The organism is Mesorhizobium sophorae, from assembly GCF_002270415.1.
GTDB classification, from domain to species: Bacteria; Pseudomonadota; Alphaproteobacteria; order Rhizobiales; family Rhizobiaceae; genus Mesorhizobium; species Mesorhizobium sophorae.
The window spans coordinates 35,329-57,471 of the sequence record NZ_NNRI01000020.1; the positions used below are offsets into that span (position 1 = coordinate 35,329).

16 protein-coding genes and 8 pseudogenes are annotated in these 22,143 nt (G+C 58.7%); 8 read left to right on the forward strand and 16 right to left on the reverse strand.

From position 1 onward, the window contains the following. Window positions 1-121: 121 nt before the first annotated feature. Entirely contained in the window at window positions 122-1,777 is a 1,656-nt protein-coding gene (locus CGZ66_RS27845) for an MFS transporter (RefSeq protein WP_095090025.1), read from the reverse strand. Window positions 1,778-2,000: 223 nt separating this feature from the next. Continuing rightward, window positions 2,001-2,237 (reverse strand): hypothetical protein, encoded by a 237-nt coding sequence (locus tag CGZ66_RS27850; protein WP_095090027.1) that lies wholly within the window; start codon window positions 2,235-2,237, stop codon window positions 2,001-2,003. Window positions 2,238-2,451: 214 nt separating this feature from the next. Here CGZ66_RS27850 and CGZ66_RS27855 point away from each other — a divergent pair, with 214 nt between their 5' ends. The 3 genes and pseudogenes from CGZ66_RS27855 (at window position 2,452) to CGZ66_RS27865 (ending at window position 5,303) form a co-directional block, all read left to right on the forward strand. Then, window positions 2,452-3,276: an IS5 family transposase gene (locus CGZ66_RS27855; protein WP_095082000.1), complete on the forward strand. Its 825-nt coding sequence runs from the start codon at window positions 2,452-2,454 to the stop codon at window positions 3,274-3,276. A gap of 136 nt (window positions 3,277-3,412) precedes the next feature. After that, window positions 3,413-4,866, forward strand: a pseudogene (locus CGZ66_RS27860) (ISKra4 family transposase). 29 nt (window positions 4,867-4,895) lie between these two features. Beyond that, entirely contained in the window at window positions 4,896-5,303 is a 408-nt protein-coding gene (locus tag CGZ66_RS27865) for an IS66 family transposase (protein ID WP_245331247.1), read from the forward strand. A gap of 7 nt (window positions 5,304-5,310) precedes the next feature. Here the strand turns inward: CGZ66_RS27865 and CGZ66_RS27870 are convergent. Beyond that, window positions 5,311-5,640 (reverse strand): annotated as a pseudogene (locus CGZ66_RS27870) (IS66 family transposase); the annotation flags it as partial. 111 nt (window positions 5,641-5,751) lie between these two features. Between CGZ66_RS27870 and CGZ66_RS27875 the strand changes: the two are divergent. Next, complete coding sequence (locus CGZ66_RS27875; RefSeq protein WP_095090029.1) at window positions 5,752-6,870, forward strand: IS110 family RNA-guided transposase; 1,119 nt, start codon at window positions 5,752-5,754, stop codon at window positions 6,868-6,870. Between the two features lie 740 nt (window positions 6,871-7,610). Here CGZ66_RS27875 and CGZ66_RS27885 read toward each other — a convergent pair. The 3 genes from CGZ66_RS27885 to CGZ66_RS27895 all read right to left on the reverse strand — a co-directional run bounded on the left by CGZ66_RS27885 (window position 7,611) and on the right by CGZ66_RS27895 (window position 10,852). Beyond that, window positions 7,611-8,093: a GNAT family N-acetyltransferase gene (locus CGZ66_RS27885; protein ID WP_095090031.1), complete on the reverse strand. Its 483-nt coding sequence runs from the start codon at window positions 8,091-8,093 to the stop codon at window positions 7,611-7,613. A 71-nt stretch (window positions 8,094-8,164) separates the two neighbouring features. Beyond that, the gene (locus CGZ66_RS27890; protein ID WP_095090032.1) at window positions 8,165-9,358 is read right to left on the reverse strand and encodes a hypothetical protein; all 1,194 of its coding nucleotides are present in this window, start codon (window positions 9,356-9,358) and stop codon (window positions 8,165-8,167) included. Window positions 9,359-9,376: 18 nt separating this feature from the next. Continuing rightward, window positions 9,377-10,852: a coproporphyrinogen-III oxidase family protein gene (locus CGZ66_RS27895; protein ID WP_167392276.1), complete on the reverse strand. Its 1,476-nt coding sequence runs from the start codon at window positions 10,850-10,852 to the stop codon at window positions 9,377-9,379. 446 nt (window positions 10,853-11,298) lie between these two features. Between CGZ66_RS27895 and CGZ66_RS39415 the strand changes: the two are divergent. After that, a pseudogene (locus tag CGZ66_RS39415) lies at window positions 11,299-11,424 on the forward strand (hypothetical protein); the annotation flags it as partial. A 29-nt stretch (window positions 11,425-11,453) separates the two neighbouring features. On the opposite strand, the pseudogene CGZ66_RS27900 reads toward CGZ66_RS39415, so the two are convergent. Beyond that, window positions 11,454-11,750: pseudogene (locus tag CGZ66_RS27900) on the reverse strand (DDE-type integrase/transposase/recombinase); the annotation flags it as partial. Window positions 11,751-11,829: 79 nt separating this feature from the next. On the opposite strand from CGZ66_RS27900, the pseudogene CGZ66_RS27905 reads away from it, so the two are divergent. Both CGZ66_RS27905 and CGZ66_RS41575 read left to right on the forward strand, forming a co-directional pair. Then, window positions 11,830-12,489, forward strand: a pseudogene (locus CGZ66_RS27905) (IS5 family transposase); the annotation flags it as partial. Continuing rightward, a pseudogene (locus CGZ66_RS41575) lies at window positions 12,485-13,079 on the forward strand (transposase); the annotation flags it as partial. The pseudogenes CGZ66_RS27905 and CGZ66_RS41575, both read left to right, overlap by 5 nt. On the opposite strand, the pseudogene CGZ66_RS27915 reads toward CGZ66_RS41575, so the two are convergent. The 5 genes and pseudogenes from CGZ66_RS27915 to tnpA form a co-directional block, all read right to left on the reverse strand. Next, window positions 13,079-13,798: pseudogene (locus CGZ66_RS27915) on the reverse strand (DDE-type integrase/transposase/recombinase); the annotation flags it as partial. The pseudogenes CGZ66_RS41575 and CGZ66_RS27915 sit on opposite strands and share 1 nt — an antisense overlap. Before the next feature lie 248 nt (window positions 13,799-14,046). Further along, window positions 14,047-14,352 carry a hypothetical protein gene (locus CGZ66_RS40950; RefSeq protein ID WP_095090033.1) on the reverse strand — a complete coding sequence of 102 codons (306 nt, stop codon included), beginning with the start codon at window positions 14,350-14,352 and terminating at the stop codon, window positions 14,047-14,049. After that, window positions 14,352-15,915: pseudogene (gene tnpC, locus CGZ66_RS27925) on the reverse strand (IS66 family transposase). The gene CGZ66_RS40950 and the pseudogene tnpC overlap by 1 nt, the downstream one beginning before the upstream one ends. A gap of 72 nt (window positions 15,916-15,987) precedes the next feature. Then, a complete protein-coding gene (tnpB, locus tag CGZ66_RS27930; protein ID WP_095090034.1) occupies window positions 15,988-16,335 on the reverse strand; it encodes an IS66 family insertion sequence element accessory protein TnpB in 348 nt (115 codons plus the stop codon). Further along, complete coding sequence (gene tnpA, locus CGZ66_RS41775) at window positions 16,332-16,694, reverse strand: IS66-like element accessory protein TnpA (RefSeq protein ID WP_095090036.1); 363 nt, start codon at window positions 16,692-16,694, stop codon at window positions 16,332-16,334. Before tnpA ends, tnpB begins: the two co-directional genes overlap by 4 nt. A gap of 47 nt (window positions 16,695-16,741) precedes the next feature. Between tnpA and CGZ66_RS27940 the strand changes: the two genes are divergently transcribed. Beyond that, the gene (locus CGZ66_RS27940) at window positions 16,742-17,089 is read left to right on the forward strand and encodes a hypothetical protein (protein ID WP_206073784.1); all 348 of its coding nucleotides are present in this window, start codon (window positions 16,742-16,744) and stop codon (window positions 17,087-17,089) included. A gap of 23 nt (window positions 17,090-17,112) precedes the next feature. Here CGZ66_RS27940 and CGZ66_RS27945 read toward each other — a convergent pair whose 3' ends face one another. The 4 genes from CGZ66_RS27945 to CGZ66_RS27960 form a co-directional block, all read right to left on the reverse strand. Next, a complete protein-coding gene (locus tag CGZ66_RS27945; protein ID WP_206073785.1) occupies window positions 17,113-18,519 on the reverse strand; it encodes an IS30 family transposase in 1,407 nt (468 codons plus the stop codon). 109 nt (window positions 18,520-18,628) lie between these two features. Beyond that, a complete protein-coding gene (locus CGZ66_RS27950; protein WP_095090039.1) occupies window positions 18,629-19,195 on the reverse strand; it encodes a CpaD family pilus assembly lipoprotein in 567 nt (188 codons plus the stop codon). A 10-nt stretch (window positions 19,196-19,205) separates the two neighbouring features. Then, window positions 19,206-20,666: a type II and III secretion system protein family protein gene (locus CGZ66_RS27955; RefSeq protein ID WP_167392277.1), complete on the reverse strand. Its 1,461-nt coding sequence runs from the start codon at window positions 20,664-20,666 to the stop codon at window positions 19,206-19,208. Window positions 20,667-20,694: 28 nt separating this feature from the next. Next, entirely contained in the window at window positions 20,695-21,381 is a 687-nt protein-coding gene (locus CGZ66_RS27960) for a response regulator (protein WP_095090041.1), read from the reverse strand. Between the last annotated feature and the right edge of the window lie 762 nt (window positions 21,382-22,143).

The following is a 22,143-nucleotide window of genomic DNA, read 5'->3' on the forward strand; positions in this document are numbered from 1 at the left end:
AGTCCAAGTCTGGAGCAGGTCCTGCTTGGGCGCCTGGCTGAGATGCTTCGACCACTCAACGCTCGTTCTCGAGCGCCATACCTTCGCTATCGCTGGTGCCCCGATATTTGACAGTTTAGCTTCAATGACGGGGAACGTGAAGGACTGACTGCTCGGGTTTGCGGGCCGAGCTTGTCGGCCGCTCAATCGAAAGCGTCATTTGGGGTGGGTGCTCCCCCGCGTGCAGTTGGCAAACGCGTTCGTCCAGTTGCTTGTCTGCGGTCGTGAGACGATGGTTGAGGCGAAGGTAGTCGGTCCAGGTCGGCGTGCGGAATGTTTCTGTCCATTGCATAGGTTTCTGAAGATTACGCTGGAGTGTCCATTGCCGCGCGCCGACGCGGCTATGCACGTGCCGGCGCTCGCTCATGAGATCGAGGAAAGCCTCAAGGTTTTTCTCGGATATCAGATACTCGACCTTGACAACGATAGGACCGCTTCTTGGCTTCACATCAAGCGCGACCGCGGGAGCGTCGAATTCCTCTAAAGGGTCGGGCTCGGAATCGCAGCGCTCACGCAGAGGAAACAGCACTCCGGCTGCAGCGACCAGCAGCAGAGCTCCAGCGGAGCCTTCCAGCGCCCAGGTCAGCGAATGGTTTTCGGCCACCGTGCCCCACACCCAACTGCCGGCCGCGATCCCGCCATCTATCAATGCATAGTAAATCGAGATCGTGCGCCCCACGACCCAGCGCGGGCTCGCCAGCTGCACGCTCACGCCAACCCCGGACCAGGCTGTGACCCACCCCGCGCCGCCCAAGGCGAGTGCAATTGCCGCCACTGCAATCGAAGAGTTCAGGGCAAGGGAGAGGGAACACGCCGCGCAGGCGACGCAGGCCAGTGTCATCAGCCGTTCCTGCGACAAGCTCCGTCTGAACCTGCTGTTGGAGATGCCGGCGAAGACGGCGCCTGTCCCGAAGCCGGCCATGAGCGTGCCATAGGCGAGTGGTCCTCCTCCCAACTGATCGCGCACGATCAGGGGCAGCAGCGCGAGTATGGCAATGCTCGCCAGGCCAAAGAGGGTTCCGCGGGCGATCGCCGCCTTGATTTCGGACGACATCGCCGTGAAGCGAACTCCGTCGTAGATCGCCGTCCTCATCGATTCACGCGGCAGAGGTGAAGAGCGAACCTTCCACTTGCAGCGCCATATGGTGGCCAAGGGTACCAAATAGGTGAGGGTGGTCACAGTAAAAGCTGCCAAAAGCCCAAACGAGGCAACCACGATGCCGCCCAGCGCCGGACCTACGGTGCGTACCGTGTTGAAGCCCACGGAAAGCAGCGTAACGGCAGCGGGAATATCGCGTCGGTGCACGATATCGCCAACCGAAGCTTGCCAGGCGGGATCGTTGAGAGCTCCGCCACATGCGATCAAGAAGCTGAAGCCGAGGATCATCCACGGGTCGACAAAGCCCAGCGCCACTAAAGCAGTCAGCATCGCAGAGGCTACCACCATAAGGGACCGGCCGGCGAACATGACCCTGCGACGGCTGAAATTGTCGGCGAGCGCCCCGGCGAAGACAGACAATATGAACGCAGGCAGCGTCGACGAAGCCTGGACCAGCGCAACCATCAAGTCGGAAGTCGAGATCGTCGCCATCAGCCAGCTGATGGCAACAGTCTGCATCAGCCAGCCGAGACTGGAAACCTGCGTGGCGAGCCATATCGAACGAAAGGTCGGCTGCATGAGTGGCGCAAATGTCGATGGCGCAGCAAAATCTTCATCAGAGCCAGCCACACCACTCATCTTTGCAAGCCTTTGCTTTCCGTTTATCGGCCGCTCTCGCATGTAATCTCGACTGGACCGTGGCGGCCATGGGCTGAGAGATGATGCCGAGGGAAATTTTTTCAGGCGTCGGCGCACCGTTCGACATGAGCGAGACATCTATAGTTTTGCCGCCGAAGAATACCTGCGGCGCTAGAGGAGCCGGCCGGCCGCAGAGGCGCTCAGGAATGGAGCTGACCCGGGGTCAGATTATCCCGGAGTTCTCCCGGTTGCCGAACCTTGGATTATGCGCTGGAATACGCGAATTGATATGAAAAGATAGGATGAGACTTTGCCGTTCCCAGTCATTGACCTGCTCGGGCAGGCCGCCTACGCTGATGTCGCTTGAATGGATATGGGCGACCCGCTTCTTGTTTTCCGTGAAACGGGCAGTGGTCGCCAGAACCGTGCGGATCTTCGGCTCCTGACCAATCAGGGACAATGCTACCACCGAGTACACACTTACTGGGGTGAATTACGCCCCCCACAGAACCGGTCTTGTCAGGCGCTTGCAGGCAGCTTCGCAGTATCAGCAGCGGTCTTGCCCCTGGTTCCTATGTGCTTTCTCTCGACTCTGAGTGTCTGCTCCAAAAAGAAGTGAGTGATTTCAGCGGGTTGTGATTCTGTCGGATTGCTGAGATTCGACGGAGATCATGATGCCCTGGACCGAAACCACTCGCCCTCACTATGAACGGCGCTGCCCGCGCTACGCAAGCGACCTGACGGACGCGGAGTGGGCGCTGATCGAGCCGCTGATGCCGGCGCCGAACCGGATCGGCCGGCCGCGGAAGACGGACCTGCGCGAGGTCGTGAACGCGCTGCTTTACATGGCTTCGTCGGGCGGAGCATGGCGGCTTCTGCCGAAGGACTTCCCACCGTTCTCGACGGTGCAGAAGTACTTCTGGCGCTGGCGGGACGAAGGATTGCTGCGCGCCATCAACAATGAACTCGTCATGGCGGCGCGCGAACGGGAAGGCCGGGAGGCAAGCCCGTCCGCCGGCGTCATCGACAGCCAGAGCGTGAAAACCACCGAAAGCGGCGGCGTTCGTGGTTTCGACGCCGGCAAGAAGGTCAAGGGCCGCAAGCGGCACATCGTCGTCGACACGCTGGGCTTGCTGGTCGGCGTCGTCGTTCACGCCGCCGACATTCAAGACCGCGACGGCGCGCCGGCCGTCCTGAAATCCATACTCGAGCGCTGGCCGTGGCTGCGCCATGTCTTCGCCGATGGTGGCTATGCAGGGCCGAAACTGCGGGGCGCCCTGCAAAAGATCGGCAAGTTCACGATGGAGATCATCAAGCGATCGGACAGCGCCAAGGGCTTCGAGATTCTGCCACGCCGATGGGTCGTTGAGCGGACCTTCGCATGGCTGGGTAGGTGCCGTAGGCTGGCCAAGGACTTCGAGCGATCCATCGAATCCGCTCAGGCCTGGGTCCTCATCGCAAACATTCGCATGCTTACCCGACGGCTCGCAAGGGCCTGAAAACACGGCGGTCATTCCGATTCAGACACTGAGGCAAGCGCCGTGACACCGGTAATTTCTCTGGGGTCAGTACGGATACGATTTGTTAGCGCCGATTGGCCATCACCGCGCTTTGTTCAAGGAGGCGTTGAAGGCGATGGAATGGACGATCTCGATCGAGGGGAAGAACGACTTCGGTGACGTTTGTCTGTCAAGAAGTCCGAATCGATAAGAGCGAGTAGCGTCTGTGCGACGGTGATCTCGGCCTGTCGGTCGATGATGGCAAGAAGATCATGGTCGCCTTGCAGAAGGCGGTGGTCACTCAGGAGGCGGAGACTTACGCCTTGTTTCGCCGGGTATGTCCGGACTGCCATACCTTTCGGCCGGTCAAGGACTACACGACACGCCGAATTCGAACGGTGTTTGGCACGGTGGAGGCTCGCAATCCACGATGGATGCTGTGTCGGGATTGCCATCCGGGAATGGACGGCGCATTCGCTCCGCTCAAGGAAATCTGCCCCGATCGGGCGACGCCTGAACTGATGGAATTGCGGCGCGACTGGGAAGCCTGCTGCCCTACCGCCAGGCTGCCAGCATGCTCGCTGCCTTTCTGCCTATCGAGCCGACGGAGACCCACGCCACTGTGCGCAAGCGGACGATCAGCGCCGGCGAACGGCTTGACGGCCAGATCATGGAAGAAACCCGGCGAGTAAGATTGCAGACCGATGAACGACGGCAGCTCGAAATGCCGCTTCCCGGCGATCGCCGCAAAGTGTTCGTCATCAGCATCGACACGGCGCATGTTCGCGGCGCCGAGCGGAATTCAGGACGGAATTTCGAGATCGTCGTGGCCCGCTGCGGTCGTGGTGGGCGGGGAGATCGGGGTGGCCGATATTTCACCACCAGCAATACCGACCAAGACGCAATCCGAGATCGCGCCCTTCACCCCCTTGAGCGAGAAGGGCATCGTGGCTACGGCGACGTCACGGTAATTTCGGAGGGTGCTGAAATTCTCAAGCGACTGCCGCGTGCGATCCCGAAGCCGACGGCCCACATCATCGACTGGTTTCACATTGCTATGAAGGTTCAGCCCATGCAGCAGATCGCCGATTTCATGGTTCGATCCCAAGCTGAGTCCGTCGGCGCGCTCTCGACCATCGACAAGGACATCAAAGCGGTGAAGTGGCGACTGTGGCACGGATGCTTGGATCGAGCTATCCGAGACCTCCAGGGTATTGTTACGCAATTGCTTCCGTTGCAAGCGGCTGGAAATTTGTCGGTCGCGCGTCTTCACATGCTCGCATCGCAACTGCTCACCTATGTCCGTTCGAACCGCTGTGCGATCGTCAACTACGGCAAACGCTACCGAGCCGGCCTTCGCGTCGCTACCACTCTTGCCGAGTCGGCGGTCAACTTGCTGGTCGCCAAACGTATGGTGAAAAAGCACAACAAATGCGATGGTCTCAGCATGGCGCCCACATGCTAATGCAGGTGCGAACCGCCGAAAAGAATGGTGAGCTTCGCGACCGACTTCGCGCGAGATTTCGACAGTCAGAGCCGCAGGTGCCTTCACTGTTCAAGCCCAGACCGCCTCTACTTCGAGCCGCATAACCCCAGAGAAGTCACCGGTCTCTCGCAGGGTGCTGGGCGCATCTGCGGCGCAAGTTTTACGATCTGCACATCAGCGGGACCTCACAGGCCGCGACGGCAACGATCACCGCCATGCCGAGGCGATCCGCTACGCGCTCACCCGGCGGGAGGCGCTGGAACGCTTTCTGATGGACGGTCGTATCGAGATCGACTCCAATATCGTCGAGCGTGCAATCAGGCCCCCGACAATTACGAGAAAAAATAGTCTCTTCGCTGGAAGCGAGGGCGGTGGACGCACCTGGGCGACCGTCGCGACACTTCTGCAAACCTGTAAAATGAATGGCGTCGACCCACTCGCCTGGCTCTCCCAGACCTTGACCCGCATCGCTCAGCGCTGGCCCGCAGCCAAAATCGAAATGCTCATGCCCTGGAACTTCAAACCAGACGCCGTCAGCTAACCGCTTACTGTTGTGCGGCATAGCGATCGGAACACCACACGTCGGGTCGATGCCCGTCCATCAGGGTCGGCACCACGATGGCGCCGCGTGTCGGAGCGGACCGATGAACGACCGCCTCCGGGCAGCGGAACACCCAGTGGTATGAATTGCTCCCCTCGATCCGCACCCCGGTCTCGTCGCAGGCGACGACCTTGGTCCGACGCAACGCCATGATCGCGTTGTCGCGCTCGGCCATGAAGCCGCCCTGGGCACGACGCAGCATGTTCATCAGGCCGCCCTGGCTGACGGCAAGACCGAAAAGGTCCGCGAACGCGCCCTGCAGCCGCTCGTAGGACAGTAAGACCTTATGTCCTTTCTGGTTGCCGGCTGTGAGGTGGTTCGCCCTACACTGGCAGTGTTGAAACGAGGGTTGCTCGTCGAGCCTCTCCTCATGCCAGGAGGACGAACCATGGAAGAATATAGCGAAGTTTTCGTAGGATTGGATGTTGCGAAGGATCGGCATGCTGTTGCTCTCGCCGAGAGCGGGCGTACCGGCGAGGTTCGGTATGTCGGAGAGATATCGTCCGATAGTGCGTCAGTACGCCGCCTCGTCCGCAAGCTCGGACGCCCGGGTGTACGATTGAGATTTTGCTATGAGGCTGGACCCACCGGATACGGTCTGAAGCGGGAGATCGAAGCGCTTGGCTACGAGTGCGCCGTGATTGCTCCGTCTCTGATCCCGCGCAAGCCTGGCGATCGAGTCAAGACCAACCGCCGCGATGCCGAGAAACTTGCCCGGCTGTTCCGCGCCGGTGAGCTGACGGAGATCTGGACACCGGACGCTGCTCATGAGGCTATACGGGACCTGATCCGCGCCCGCGAGGCTGCGGTGAAGGATCGAACCCGCAAGCGGCAGGAGATTCGATCCTTCCTGTTGCGACATGGCAAGATTTATCCCGGCCTGAAGGCCTGGGGAACGAGGTATCTCAAATGGCTGCATGGACTGAGTTTCTCATACCGCAGTCAGCAAGCTGTCCTGCAGGAGTTGATCCTCGCAGAGTCGCAGTGCCGGGAAAGAGTAGCGCGCCTGGAAAAAGCAATCGAGGACGGCCTGCTCGACTGGCCACTCGCGCCGGTAGTCGAACGCTTGCAGGCTTTGCGTGGGGTCCAGCTCATTTGTGCGGCTACCTTCATGGTCGAAATCGGCGATGTACGCCGCTTTGCCAACCCGCGACAACTGATGGCTTATCTCGGACTTGTCCCCTCGGAGCGCTCGACCGGGGACGCCGTGCGACGGGGCGGTATCACCAAGGCTGGGAATGCCCGAGTGCGCCGCGTCTTGGCCGAGAGCGCCTGGACTTACCGCTATCCGGCCAAACTGGGGAAAAGAAAATACTTCGAAAGCCGCCACATGCCTGAAGTCGTGCGAGACATAGCGTGGAACGCACAGGCGCGCTTGACCAAGCGCTACAGGGCCATGATCGCGCGTGGCAAGCGCAGCACCGTGGCTGTCACCGCAATAGCTCGGGAACTCGCAGCTTTCATGTGGGCCATCGCCCGAGCGGATGAGCAGCAGGCAGGAACCTGATCCTCGTCGCGACGAAATAATCATCGGGCCTATCGGCGGGGACGTGGCATTGAATGGGGAATTCCCGGCACCGCTTTGTGGCCGGCAATGCCGACGCCCGTTGTAAGAGAGGGACCAGCCCCGGACGAATACATGGACATGCGGTAACCAACCCGCGCATCAGAGCTTGTTCACCCGCGTCCCAGGCCACGTCTCCACCGATAGGCGCTCAGTCAATGAGAAACCGACCGAGGAAATCGGTGTCGGGTGGGATTACTGCGCAGATCGCGCCTTGCAAAAGGACATCAGAGCGGTGCGCCAAGGCACCTTGCAATTGGCCGATAAACATGGAGCTTTCGCGCCATGACATTGGAACATGCAAAGGGCGATCTGGTCGCCGAGCTCAGCGGCGCCGCGCCGGCCGAAGATCGTGCAACGACGCCCGGGCGCGCGCGGCAACGAAGGCTGTGGAGCTGCACAGAGAAGCGCGCGTTGGTCGACCTGGCGAGCGCGGCGGGGCTATATTCTTCCATGGTTCGTCCTCCTGGCATGAGGATAGGCTCGACGAGCAACCCTCGTTTCAACACTGCCAGTGTAGGGCGAACCACCTCACAGCCGGCAACCAGAAAGGACATAAGGTCTTACGAAACGGGCGCGTTCTTACGATTGACCTCCACGCGAAATTTGGGTTGTGACCATGACGTTATGGCGTGCACCGACGTCAGCATCGGCTCACAGCCTCATCGATCATATGAGATAGGTCAATCCGGACCGGCGAGCCGCTTCTCGTAGAAGATCACTGCATGTCCGTGCAACATCCCTTCCGCGCAGCGCGTATATCCAGCCGTCTCATAAACTCTTTGAGCTCCTACTTGGCTCTTTGTCGTGTCGAGCTTTATCCACTTGAATCCCAGAGAAACAGCTCGCGATTCCAATTCACTAAGTATTCTCCTTCCAAGCCCTCGTCGTTGAAAGGCGGGATCGACCCGCAAACGCTTCAGCTGTGCGACATCGTTGTCAACGGGTTTCAATCCACCCATTGCAGCGAGTTGGGGGCCGATATGCGCAACTACGAAGTCTCCGCCTGACGCGATGTATACTTCCCCGACATTACGCAAATCATCCTCCCACGTTCCTTCCGGACCGCGCACACCAACTGCCTCAGAGGCGCTTCTATGCAGATGCCATACATCATCGGCATCCCCTGACTCGAACCGACGAAAGATAACTCCGTCTTGAGACATCGACCATCACCTTTTTTCGGACGTCGGCGCGTCTGGCGTCGTGACATGTTTTTGCCGGGGCAAATACCGCGTTAGCTTTGACGCGCCGCCATTAGCAGCCGCTGTGAAAGGACAGCTTCAACACTTTCCGAAGTCTCGACTCCGACAATTGGGCGGCCAGGTTCGATTGTATACTTTAACGCCGTACTGCGGTGCATCCGGCTAAACTGATCCAGCGCACAAACACAGGACGCGAGCAGCTTTCTAGTTTCACTGCCGTGGCGCTCGATGACGGGCAAGATGGTTGCGAACTTAGGGAAGTCCGCTTTCCCTTCTAGCCAGCTTGGCTGGAGCCCCGAGCCGCCCTTGTCTGGCGACAACCAGCGAAAGACCTCCTGGATGCATCCCTGTGGATAGTATTCTGACAACCGATACACATCCATATAGAATTGCGGTTTCTGATGGAAGAGTTCTTCACCGATCAGTAGCACCGAGACCGCGACGATGCGGGCAGAGAAACGGCCGCTTGGGCCCAGCCTATCCTTGTAAGGGTTTTTTCCGTAAAATACACGAAATTGGCCAAATAGATCGGGCGACATACGTTCATAAAAACGCGCCAGAACATAATTTGCTGACTCAAGGCGCTCCACGCATACCGCAAGACATTGACGCGCGTCCGCCCCGACCGCATCACGCAAAGCGAGTAGAGCGTCTATTGCCGACTGTAATTCACTCTCAATGAGTTGATGGCCAAGGCAAAAATCTCGCTCCTCGACCCCGGCCGACCCGAGGCAATATACGCGTGGATCGCTCTGCAACGGATTCGTAAGGATCATATCTTCATAGGAGAGGACATCAATGCTAGGCTGCCGCTGCCGACTTACGCGTGCAAGTTGCCTCAGTGCCTCTCCCACCGTCAACTCGGCATCAACGGAATGAAGGCCGGCAAACGCAGACATCTGATAAGCACAATTAACGAGATACTGGATATCTGTCTTAGCGACCCCGAACTCGGATTGGGGCAGATTCAGCAGCTGCGCCTCATAGTCCGTCTCCGCAATCATTGCGTTAATGCTACGCCCAAGTGCCTTAACCGCTTCACCAGGTCGTGCACTGGCTTTGATCTCCGCGATACAGTGCGGCAGCTGATCGGCGACAAAATTGCTGAGAGGCCCAAAGGGGCGTTTTCGCTCCCGGCGATCAATGCTATCGCTCTGATGAGAAAATATCCCCTGCGCCCGATAAAGCGGCTGTTCCGGCATGGAAAAGGACAACTTGGTGACCATTGACGAGCGCCCCCCGATTCACCGAAAGACAGCTTGCATTTCTGCACTTGACCCATATCTCGCCGCCGGCGAGTAATCGTGTTTTTCGAGCAGGTCAGTTCGTTTGTCTGTTATTCTGCTATCGTTGTACGCGACCCGCTCAAGCACATTGTCCGAGAAAAACAGCAGCGATATTGCGCCCGAATTGATAATGCCGGCCGCAGTTAATGAAAGCACGCCGTCGTTTGAGATGCGGACGAGTCCCGCCTTGCTTAAAAGTTCAAGCTCGCGGCCAAAGTATTTTTCAATCGACACTCCAAATTGTCCCTCGAAGCGGGAGAGCGACACCCCGCTGCTTCGCAAGGCAAACATCAATGTTCTGCGCATGAGATCGTCGTGCGACAGTACAGCACCTTTCCACACTGGTTTTTCGCCCGCTTCAACTCTAGATAGATAGCGATCTAAATCTGCTTCGTTATAGAACTGGCACTGGCTCATGTAGCCAAATCCGCCAAGCCCAAACGGAACAAGATTATTGTCGTTCCAGGAATCGTATTTGCGACGCTGTTGAACGGAGTGTGGCTGCGGCCTCTTAGTCCAGTAGAAAATCGGTCCATGTCGATAGCCAAGGCTGGTGAGGATGTGCTCCGCCATGAAATGCATTACGATGCGCTCCTTAGCTCCCGCGAATTGATATCGTCCTCTTGCCAATTGGCGAGCTATGGGATCCGTCGATTTAAACATCAATGGGAATATATTGAACTTCTCTATTCCCATGTCCAATAGGCCGATAAGTGAGTCGTACCAGCTCCGGAGCGTTTGCTCCGGCAACCCATACATCAAGTCAAGGGATAGATTCTCAGCGCCCATATCATTAAGTAATTTTACGGTCCTGACCACCTCATCTACACCATGCCCACGGTTTAATATGCGCAAAATATTTCGATCCAGAGTTTGAACGCCAAGAACGAGGCGATTTACACCGCCACTAAGTAAAGTGGACACGCGATCCGCAGCATCATCATGCTTTACAAGTGAGGGATGCAATTCGAAACTCACTTCGGATTTCGATAAATCAAATCGCTTGTTGATTATACCAAACAGCGTTTTTAGTTGATGGTTGGTCAAAAATGAGGGGGTGCCACCCCCAAAAAAAGCAGTCTCAATAGCTTTGCCAGCGAGCGCCGCGTCTGACCAACTCATCTCTTTATCTAAGGCCGACAAATATCGTTCCACTCGCTCGGAGGATGGATTGATTTCCTTGGCGAAGTGGCAAAAGGTGCAATGCTGATTACAGAAAGGAATGTGGAAATAGAGGTCGATCGATGAGGCAATCTGAGCCAACAATTGCTCGCTACTCAGGTTGCTCATTGCCTTGAGGGGAGGATATGTACCAACGAGATAATCGTTGTGCGTGTCAAGATGCAAATTTTGCGACCTCAGCATATCTAGATTGATGTCGTACGAACGATCGATCGCAAGTTCCAAGGCCTCGGAATAGCTCGGCGCGTGCATTCTTTAGGACTCCTTAAGCTTTCGTGTGGAGGTGATGCGTGATGTGCATTCGCGCTACTACATCGGTGTTTTCTGCTTGGGCCAAGCAGTGCATTTCGATCAGCGATCCGTATTCCTCCCAGTTGATGCGGCAAAGGCTCTGGCGGGAACGCGCTCAACAGCGCAGCGTCTATGGCATTGATTTAGATCAATCGAGGAGGTTTCATTTGAACTATTGCGGCGACTGGGAGACCGCGCGCGGTCGTGCGGATCCACTACCGCCTCCTCGCAATAGACATGCCAACAAAGACTTTTGTGCGGACCTTGCCTGAAAGACTGGAAAACCAGTGCATCGCATCGCCGCGCCGACTGCGCCTCAAAGTCGGCTTTCGGACATACGCGTCTTCAACCGGACACGGCTGAACACGACATCTTCACTTTCCTGAAGAAGCTATTTATCCGCCTACCGGCAGCAGAACAGTCTGGCATCCGCCTTGCGCAAAATCGGGCGCATCGAACGGATAGTGTTCACCTTACAATGGTTTGAGGATCCGCTCTTGGGCAACTCGGGTAGCGTCGCCTTAAAATGTTGAAGGGCGCAGCAAAGGATTGCGGCCCCTGTTCATGCGGCGCTCGACAAGGCGATATCGTTCCAGACGGCCATAGCGGCAGCACGAATATCGCGATGACCGGCAGCTGTCAGATGTTTGCGGTGAAGGTTGAAGAGGTTGGCGATCGGGCCGTGGATGGAGATGAAGCGCTGGTATTGCCCCGCCGACTTGAACCGGATCATGCCTCGCTCTCGTCGTCGAACAGCCATATGCGAGTTCTCCGCCCGGTTATTGAGAGCTTTGTGCGAACGATGCTCGACACCGGGCATGATTTCCCTCTTGGCTGCGTCGTAGGATCTGAGCCTGTTAATATCTGCTTCAAAAAGAAGTGAGTGATTTCAGCGGGTTGTGATTCAGTCGGATTGCTGAGATTCGACGGAGATCACGATGCCCTGGACCGAAACCACTCGCCCTCACTATGAACGGCGCTGCCCGCGCTACGCAAGCGACCTGACGAACGCGGAGTGGGCGCTGATCGAGCCGCTGATGCCGGCGCCGAACCGGATCGGCCGCCCCCGCAAGACGGACCTGCGCGAGGTTGTGAACGCGCTGCTTTACATGGCTTCGTCGGGCGGAGCATGGCGGCTTCTGCCCAAGGACTTCCCCTCGTTCTCGACGGTGCAGAAATACTTCTGGCACTGGCGCGACGAAGGATTGCTGCGCACCATCAACAACGAACTCGTCATGGCGGCGCGCGAACGGGAAGGCCGGGAGGCGAGCCCGTCCGCCGGCGTCATCGACAGCCAGAGCGTGAAAACCACCGAAAGCGGCGGCGTTCGTGGCTTCGACGCCGGCAAGAAGATCATGGGCCGCAAACGGCACATCGTCGTCGACACGCTGGGCCTGCTGGTCGGCGTCGTCGTTCACGCCGCCGACATTCAGGACCGCGACGGCGCCCCGGCCGTCCTGAAATCCATCCTCAAGCGCTGGCCGTGGCTGCGCCGTGTCTTTGCCGATGGCGGCTATGCGGGGCCGAAACTGCGCGGCGCCCTGCAAAAGCTCGGAACGTTCACGATGGAGATCGTCAAGCGGTCGGACAGCGCGCAGTCGGCTTCTGACGATGAGCGCGGCGACAATCGACCGTGTTCTTCGCGGGGCTCGAGAGACCGCCGGAGGACGGGCACGGCGCCGCAGCGCGGTATCCACGGCGCTACGACGGAGCATTCCGATTCGTACTTTCTCCGACTGGCAGGACCCCTCCGCCCGGATTTGTCGAGGCTGACCTGGTGGCGCACAGTGGACCGGTGACGAGCGGCAGCTTTTATTCAAACGCTTTGTCTCACCGGCATTGCGAGCGGGTGGACGGAATGCGCTCCCCTGCTTGTCCGCGAGCAGAAGCTGCTGAGCGAGTGCGGCGGCTCCTGCCATTCAAACTTCTCGGGTTCGATACGGACAATGACAGCGTGTTCCTGAATGAGACTGTGCGCGATTACTGCCGGGACGGTGGCATCGAGTTCACCCGCTGCCGGCCTTACCGCAAGAATGACCAGGCATTTGTCGAGCAGAAGAACGGCGCCGTTGTTCGCCGCATTGTCGGCTATCGCCGGCTGGAGGGACTTGAAGCCGCCGCAGCGCTCGCGCAGCTCTATTCGACGGTACGGCTGTTCGTGAACTTCTTCCAGCCGTCGTTCAAGCTGACATGCTTAAGGCCGAGCTCGTGGCAAGCCCTGGCGAAGGTTTTCGACCTGTAGCAGGAGCCGTTGTCGGTCATGACGCGGGCAATGACGACGCCGAGGCCGGCGTAGTAGGCCACCGCCGCCTTGAGGAAGGCGACGGCGCTTTCCTTCTTCTCGTCGGGGAGGATTTGCGAGAAGGCGATGCGAGAGGCGTCGTCGATGCAGACATGAACGAACTCCCATCCCGCGCCGCGCGACTTGCCCTTTTGTGGATCGCCGGTAATGCGGTGCCCGACCTGGCTGAAGCGGCCGAGCTTCTTGATGTCGATGTGGATCATCTCGCCGGGGTGCTCGCGCTCGTAGCGCCGGATCGGTTCGGCAGGCTCAATGTCCTTCAGCCGCGACAGCCCGGCTCGCTTCAGTACCCGGCTGACGGTGGCGCACGACACACCAACCTCCAGGGCGATGTGCTGGCCGGTCAGCCGCTGGCGGCGCAATGCCACGATGCGCCCGGCCACCGCCTGTCCGGTCATGCCCGGCATGACATGGGGCCGCGACGAGCGGTCGGCCATGCCGGCCCGTCCCTCGGCCGTGTAGCGCTCGACCCGGCGCGTCACGATCTTCGCCGACACACCATACGTCCGCGCCGCATCGGCTTTGGAGAGGCGGCCTTCAACGACCGACAGCGCCATTTCCTCTCGACGCAGGGGCGTGAGACGGGCATTCTTGTGGATGTTCATTCGGACCCTCCGGTGAGTGCTGAAGCTTGGTAACTCCAGTCTCCCCGGTCCGGTCCGAATGGACAACCTCCTGAAAGCTCACAGCTAGGCGGGCAGGCCCGGGATCATTTGGTGTCTGCGACGCTCGTATGGTTTACGCCGGTCATCCCTGGCCGGAAATCATATCGAGCGGTGAAAATGAGGATCCTTGATCCCGCCGAAGTGTTAGCGTCCGGCGAACGCATTTTCGCGCGCTCGATTGGCCGAATCTATGGGACGCGCTTCACCTCATCGACCATGACACGGTCGATCATCTCAGGATCGCATTGTTCATCGACGAGGAACTGGCGGATTCCACCATCCCACGTCCGTATGTCGGCGAGGAGACTTTGAAGGTCGTCGATACCATTCTGGGTTAGACCCTTCGTGCCATCTTCAGTGCCATCGCGCACATAAACCAATTCGCCCTCGGCGATATTGTCCGAGTTGGCGGTCACCTCCTCGATGAGTTCGAGGTTCTCGCCGATCATGCTGGCGACTTCTTTCAGCGTATAGATGAACCTTGAACGTGCCATCACGCAGCCTCGCATCGGTCTTTCGCCGGCGTCCAAAGCCACGGCAGTAATTCCTGGAGGCGGTCCTTGGGGTGATCCTGTATCCGGGTCAGGACGTCTTTCAGATAGATCTCTGGATTGTGGCCATGGAGTTTGGCAGTCTCAATGATGGTCAGGATATTGGCGATGCGCTCACCGCCCTTGTCTGACCCGGCAAATAGCCAGTTTTTTCTTCCGATTCCAAGCGGTCTCATGGCGCGCTCGGCTATATTGTTGTCGATCTCAACACGGCCATCGTCGATGTAAACGCTCAACGCTGCCCACCGCGAGAGGGCATATCGCATCGCTTCAGCCAGCTTCTGCTTCTGTGGCAGCGTCGAAAGCGTGGCCTCGATCCAGACCTTCAGCTCTCCCAGTATGGGCTTGGCATGTTGTTGGCGCAGTTTGCGTCGCTCGTCGGCAGGCATGCCGCGGATGCGATCCTCGATATCGTAGAGCGCACCGATGCGCGACAGTGCCTCGTCGGCGATCGGAGATGGCTTCAGCTTGATCACATCGTGGAACTTGCGGCGCGAATGCGCCATGCAGGCGGCCTCGACGATCTGGTTGCCGTAGAGCTTCTTGTAACCTCCATAGCCATCAGCATGCGTGACGCCGCTGAAGTTTGCGAGGTGGTCAGCCGGATGCACGCCCTTTCGGTCGGGGCTATAGTAATAGGCGATTGCTCCGGGAGTGGGATCTTGATAACCGCTGCCATCGAAGACATAGACCCACCCTGCCAGTTTTTGTCTTTCCTCGCCCAGGGTCGAGAACATCGACCGGGGTATCGTCCGTATTTATTCGGTCAAGCGCGGCGATGTGCGCCCTGATAGCCAAGACGAGCGGCGCAAGCAAAACGGACACGCGGCCAACCCAGTCCGCCATGACAGAGCGAGAGATGCCAATCCCCAGCCGGTCGTACATCTCGGATAGGCGGTAGAGAGGGATATGATCGTCGAATTTGGCGACCATGATATGGGCGAGCAATCCCGGTCCGGGCTTGCCGCGTTCGATCGGCAGGGTCGGCATCTCACCCGCTACCGTCGTGTCGCACTCCCTGCAGATCATGCGCTTTTCGACATGACGGACAATCTTGATGGACGCCGGCACGTGCTCCATCACCTGGACCACCTTGTCTGCGGCCTTCAGGAACGATGTGCCTCCGCACGTCGGACAATTGCAGGGCGCGGCATAGACCAGCTCTTCGGTGGGAAGACCATCGGGCAACGGTTTGCGCTTCGGCTTGTCCGGGGTGTCGTTCAACTCCGGCAAAGGAGCTTTCCCGGAGCGCATCTCAGCCTCGGCACGAGAGGCCTCGATCTCCTCCAGCATCAGTTCGAATTGTTCGATTTTCCGGTCGATCTTTTCCGAAGAGGCGCCATGCTGCCGATGGCGGAGCAGTTCCAGTTGCGCGCGCAGAAGCCCGATAATGGAGTCGCGCTTGATGACTTCGGCTTCCTGGCTCTCAAGTTTCGCCGCCTGTTCAGCGACGAGCGCGCGCAAAACAGATAGCTCGTCCTGACTGTCCAGCGGCGTTGTTTCCATACCCGCAAACGTAGCCGATTTGCCCCTAACGCGCCAGCATTATGCCCCGGATGTCCTTGCAGAATATAGCTTTTAACCCGTTCGTCCGGGAGCAGAAGTCCACGCAGGTCGGCGCCAGTCGATCCCCTCAACAAGCATCGACAACTGAGCTTGCGTCAGATGCGCAACTCCATCTTTCGCCGTCGGCCAGGGAAAGTATCCGCGTTCCAAAATTTTGTAAAACAGGCAAAACCCTTGGCCATCCCACCATAAAAGTTTGATCCGATCAGCGCGTTTTCCGCGGAAGCCGAAGATTGCGCCGGAGCCCGGCGCCTCCTTAATAGCCGCCTCGACAAGCGCCGACAGTCCATCAATGCCACGCCGCATGTCGGTCACCCCGCAGGCCAGATAGACCCGCACATTCCCAGAAGGCCCGATCATGCCGCCTCCACGCAAGCGATCAACGACCCGAGCATCCTTAGCTCCACGTCAGCCGGAACCCTCAAACACCGACCGTTTCGTAGCGAGATCTCGATGACCGCTGGCGCCGGTGGCGTGTCAGGTGCCTGGGTAGCGCTCACCTCCTCGGTGATTTCCACCGGAAGGAACATCGCTGGTCGACCAACATAGCTGAAGGACTGCCGCCACAAACGGATCTGGCCAGGATGAATGTCATGCCGGCGAGCCACATCACCAATGCGAACACCAGGTTGATCCGCTTCTGTCAATATCCTCAGTTTCGCCTCGTCCGACCACCGACGCCTACGCTCAGTGCCGGACATGATCTCCATGCGAGCCATGCAACCTCTTCGATCTGGTATTAATGTCAGCACTAATGCTGGTTCTAATGCCAGAACATCGCCCGATTTGCGCGATCAGCAAAATCCGCTCGCCGGACGCTTACGCCGAAGTTGCCGGGCTTGGCGTATCCGCCGATGCCTGGCAACCGGACGGGAACCAGACAAATCGCGGAACCGTCTTCACCCGGGTGTGGAGCGGCGCGCAGGCCGCGGTCGTCGCCGAAGGCATGAGCTTGCGCCTGAAAATTCAAAGAGATGCCGATCCGGCCGCGCCGGTCGACGAGTTGGTGCCATTTGGCCTCGCGGTCTCTCTCGCAATGCCCGGTGAGATTCGGCTCTATGATCAAGTGCGGGCCCGCGTTCAGCCGCGTCCGGCGCAACGTGCCGCTCCATAATGCAACCGATAAACAAGGCGGATTCAACCGGTCGTCGCAACAGCCTCGATCATATCTTGTTTGAGTAACTGGTCGAGAGCCTCTGCAGGCGTGCGCCAGCTTAACCTCTTGCGGGGCCTGGTGTTCAGAGCACGCGCTACAGCGCTGAGTTCATCGGGCCCATGCTGGCTGAGATCCGTGCCTTTCGGAAAGTACTGGCGCAGTAAGCCGTTGGTGTTTTCGTTGCTTCCGCGCTGCCAAGGGCTTTGAGGGTCGCAGAAGTAGATCGCGAGGCCAGTGTCGATCCGGAGTTGTACATGCTGGGCCATCTCCGCGCCCTGATCCCAAGTCAAGGATTGGCGGAGGTGTGCGGGTAGATCCATGATGGTCCCGGCGATGGCATCGCGGACCGCTTCGGCACCATGCCCGGCAAGAGCCGGGCCGTTTTTGACAGACTTGTCCTTGCCGTGGCGTTCCATGCGCGGCAGGTGCAAGAGCATTGTGAACCGTGTTGTACGTTCGACCAGCGTGCCGATCGCCGAGCTGCCGAGGCCGAGAATGAGATCACCCTCCCAGTGGCCCGGAACCGCTCTGTCGCCGATCTCTGCCGGACGATCGCTGATCATCAGCGCATCAGCGATGAAGGACTTGCCACGGTTACGAGCACGTTCGCGGGGCAAACGCAGCGCTCGCCCGGAGCGCAGACAGGCCGATAGCTCCCGCTTCAGGGCGCCTCGGCCCTGAATGTAAAGCGCCTGATAAATGGCTTCGTGGCTGATGCGCATGGTTAGGTCTTTGGGGAAGTCCAGCTTCAGACGCCGCGCAATCTGTTCCGGGCTCCAAGCTGTGGACCAGCGTCGACTTTGCCGATGAACAGCCCGTCGTCCTTTCCATACCACGACGGGACCATCGAAGGCGATGCCGTCGGGCGCGGTAATGAGGCCGGCGAGCCGGTCCTGTACGTAGTCACGAAGCGCAGGATTGGTTGCCAGCTTCCCCACCTTCGGCCGTCGTGCCGCTCGATCAGCATGCCACTGCGCGGTAATGGCCCGATAGTCGAAGTCTCCCCCACGCGTCGCCGAGTTGCGCCTGAACTCGCGGGAGATTGTGCTGGGCGACCGCCCCAGCTTGCGTGCGATCACACGCACTCCAGTGCCCCGAGCGCATTCCAAAGCTATTTCCTCGCGTTCTCGGAACGTCAGATTTCGGCTCGTGAGTGACGCCGCCGCGGGTGAAAGATGTGTGGGAGGCATTCCGCCTGAACTCCGAAACCACCGGATACCCACGGGGCCGGAGACGCCGGCTTCGGCGGCGGCCTCTTCACTGGACTGGCCTGCCGCCACTCCTCGCCAGAACCGGCACAGGTTCTCACGCTGCCACACTGGTGGCCGCCCTGGCGAGGACAATTTATGCCGAGTAGAGCGCTCCGATTTCCGTCTTCCTGTAGCCATGAACACCTCCTGGTATGGGGTGTTGCGACGACCGGTTGAATCCGCCCAATACGCGACGGTATGTGCTGGCGCCGGAGGGTCTACCGGGCTTAGACGAAAAGACCTTATGTCAGCCACCTTTACCCGTCGCGAATGTCCTGTATGTGGCAACTGGTATAGCCGCACGATCGCCATCGCTTGGCTCGATAGCCTTGTTGTCGAGCAAATCGCGCGGATCGTTGACCATTACCGCCAGGTTATGGCGCGTCGAACAGCCAAGCGGCTGGTGGAAGGACTTGTCAGTGAGTAAAGCGCCGGAATACGACGGACAGACAGGGGGGCGGGCATGATAGACAATCGCCTCTATTCGCACTGCGCCACCGTCGTGTTGGTCGAGCAAATGGATGCTGTAAGCGTCGAGGCCCATCTGCCTGGCCTGATGGACTGCCTCTGCGCTGAGCTGGGACGACCCGCTGATAAGCAGGTGGAGGGCATCGCGCCGACCGCGACTGGCCCTCTCAAGGAAGACACGCAAGCGCTGCCGTCCGGAAGCGCGAAGGCTCTCTATGGTCAGGACGGTGGTCTCCTGTCGGATAAGGATTGGTGCCGATGGCTCGACATCGATCGGCGTAGTGCTTGTGCAGCCACTTACGCTTGCCGTCAGAGCGATCTGGAGAACTATGTTCCGCAACGTCATTGGCCGACAGCTATTCTATGATGAAGCCAGGACCGCCCTTGGCGCCTGGCGCGCCGGTGCGGGCAGTCGCGCGGCCTGGCGGCGGACTTGCCAACGAATTCGTCGGAGTGCCTCCCGCGTCCAAAGTCGGCGCCGGCGGGTCCGTGGGTGCGCTCATCTGGTCGGGGTTGGAGCCTGGCCTTACGATGTAGGGCGTAACAAGAATAACCAGTTCCGACTCTTCCTTTCGAAACGAGGACGAGCGGAACAGCGCGCCAAGGATCGGCATTTCGCCGAGCCATGGAAAAGCACTGATATCATTGTTGACGTTACGCCTGATGAGACCACCAATTGCGAAGCTCTGCCCACTGGCGAGTTCGACGACCGTGTCGGCTCGGCGCGTGGAAACTGCTGGCACCGAGATACCGTTGATCTCAACGGCACCTTGTGCCGAAAGTTCACTGACTTCCGGCTTTACGTGAATATTGATTAGGTTGTTGTTGAGAACGGTTGGCACGAATTCCAGGCTGACGCCGAAGTGACGGAATTCTACCGAGACTTGCCTATTTTCCTGCTGGACAGGAATGGGAAATTCGCCGCCGGCAAGGAAGCTGGCGGTTTCACCGGACATAGCGGTAAGGTTCGGCTCAGCCAACACCGAAGCGATGTTCTCCTTGGCGAGCGCGTCGAGAACCGCGCCGACGTTGACAGCACCATTGTCGAATCCGATTTCTGCTGTACCGCCACCATTCGCCGCCCCAGAGCCACCACCTTTGCCGCTTAACAAACCCACTCTGAAGTTGCCGATTTGACCGAAGGCGGACAGGTTAATGCCGAGTGCCTTCATGGCGCTACGGGAGACCTCTGCTACGCGCACACTGAGATTAACCTGCAAGGATCCGGCGACCTTGATGTTATTGACGACCTGCGCACCGTCACCGAGAAATTGCTCAGTAACCCTTTTGGCAGTGTCGGCGGCCTCCGCGTCGGGCGCTGTACCGCTTAGGATTGCGCCGCGCGGCGTATAGTTGACGCGGATCGGATAATCGCCGACCTGGTCCCTCAACATAGCGCGCAGATCCCCGATCGGTTGGCTGACGACAATCCGTAACTCGGCGAGTGCCTCGCCGTTTTTGTCCAGGGCGAACAGGCTGGTTCGCCCGGATTTCTTGCCAAAGACGAAGATGGTGCTACTCGAGGGTGCCTGATAATCGGCGATCGTCGGGTCGGCAACAAAGATGGTCGCGGCTGGTGCCGGCAAATGAACTGTCTTGCCGAGCGAAGAGGAGAGGTTCAGCGTGGTGTTGATGCTGTTGGAAGCGGCACGGGGCGCCCCCGCATCCGGCTTGTTCTGGGCAGCCGCAGAAAGTGGAGATAGCAGAACGAGCGCGCAGAGGAGATGGCCCAAGTAAGGAGAGACGGCAGGTCTCGAACCGACGATGAGCGTCGGCCGCCGATTGGTGTCAGGATGACGAGTTGGAACGATTTTCAAGGCAGTCTTTTCTTTCAAATTCGACCAACTATGCGGATAGACCGTCGGTCAATTCAAGAATGTAGCCAATGCCGCGCACGGTCGTGATTCGTGGCGTTGCACCTGACCTGCACAGATGTCCCCGTAAGCGATAGATTCCGACTTCAAGCGCGTTGCCAGATATTTCGTCGTTGAACGAATAAACGTGATCTTCCAACTGCGCACGTGGCACGATGCGGCCCGCACGGTTAAGCAGATGCTCTAGAATACATAGTTCGCGGCGTGCCATCCTCAGCGGTTGATCGGCAACCGAAACCTCTCGGCCGATTGGATCGAAGTGGAGATTGCCAAATACTATGATGGGGTCGGTCTTCTGTGTCGACCGGCGCAGAACGGCTCTCATTCTGGCGATAAGCTCGTCGGTAGAGAATGGCTTGAGCAGAAAATCGTCCGCGCCACCATTGAAAATCGCAATTCGCTTATCGAGATCGTCGAGGTTACTCATAACGAGGGCAGGAACTGAGTGTCCCTCGCTCCTAAGCTGCCTCAGCCAATCTAAGCCATCGCCATCTGGTAGAGCCAACTCCAGCAGGAGAATTTCATAGCTCGCGCAAGAAAATGCACTCGACGCTTGGTCCAGGCTACCAACGACATCAACGGCAAAGCCGTTTTCCGCGAGCGCAACTGGCACTGTGTGCGTAAGATCCGCATGATGATCCACGAGCAGCGTTCGCATTTCTTCTCCTTTCAAGGGAGGACAATCCATTGCACACGCCACCGTGGGCTCTGAGATCGGGGCGACAGCAGAAGTCGCGGAAGTCGAAACTAGCGCGGGATGCGAGCAACCCGATTTCGATTTCTCTGCGCATCGATCCTCCTAGTGCGGTCCCCCGCATTCGTTAGGCTTGCGTTGCCCTCCAGACCCCCATGATTCGATGACTGAGGCTTAGCTATCGAGAAGCTGGCCCATTGAACAAATCGATTGTTCGAATGAGGTCGCATCCACGTGATGGATGCATCTAGCATATTCACCTCAACTCGCGCGCACGCTGCCATTGCGCGGCGACAATTAGGGTGTCCGGTTGAGCGACAACTATGATGGCCGGTAGGAGCGCTTGTCAGGTCCGGTCGAAGGGAGGGGCGTGGCCCCCTCAAGCTCATCCATCGCGACACGCTGCGGCTGTTCGGTCAATATCACCGGATGGAGAAGGGACGACACTGGAGGTGTCGGAACCACACTAGGGGCAGGCCTGGACAGGGGCTGCCGCTGCCGAGGCTTGTAGGACTCCTGCGGCATTGCATTTGCGTAGCAACAGCCATTCGCGCTCGACAGGTTGATCTTCGCGTCGCGCGGCGAGCTTGCGGTCGATCAGTGCGTGGAGCCTCAGGAGATGGAGATCAGGGCCCTCAAAGGCCTGTCAGCTATCCAAAAGATGAATGATAATTATTGCTATAATCAATTATATCAATCGTCCAAGGCTCTAATATATCGATCCCA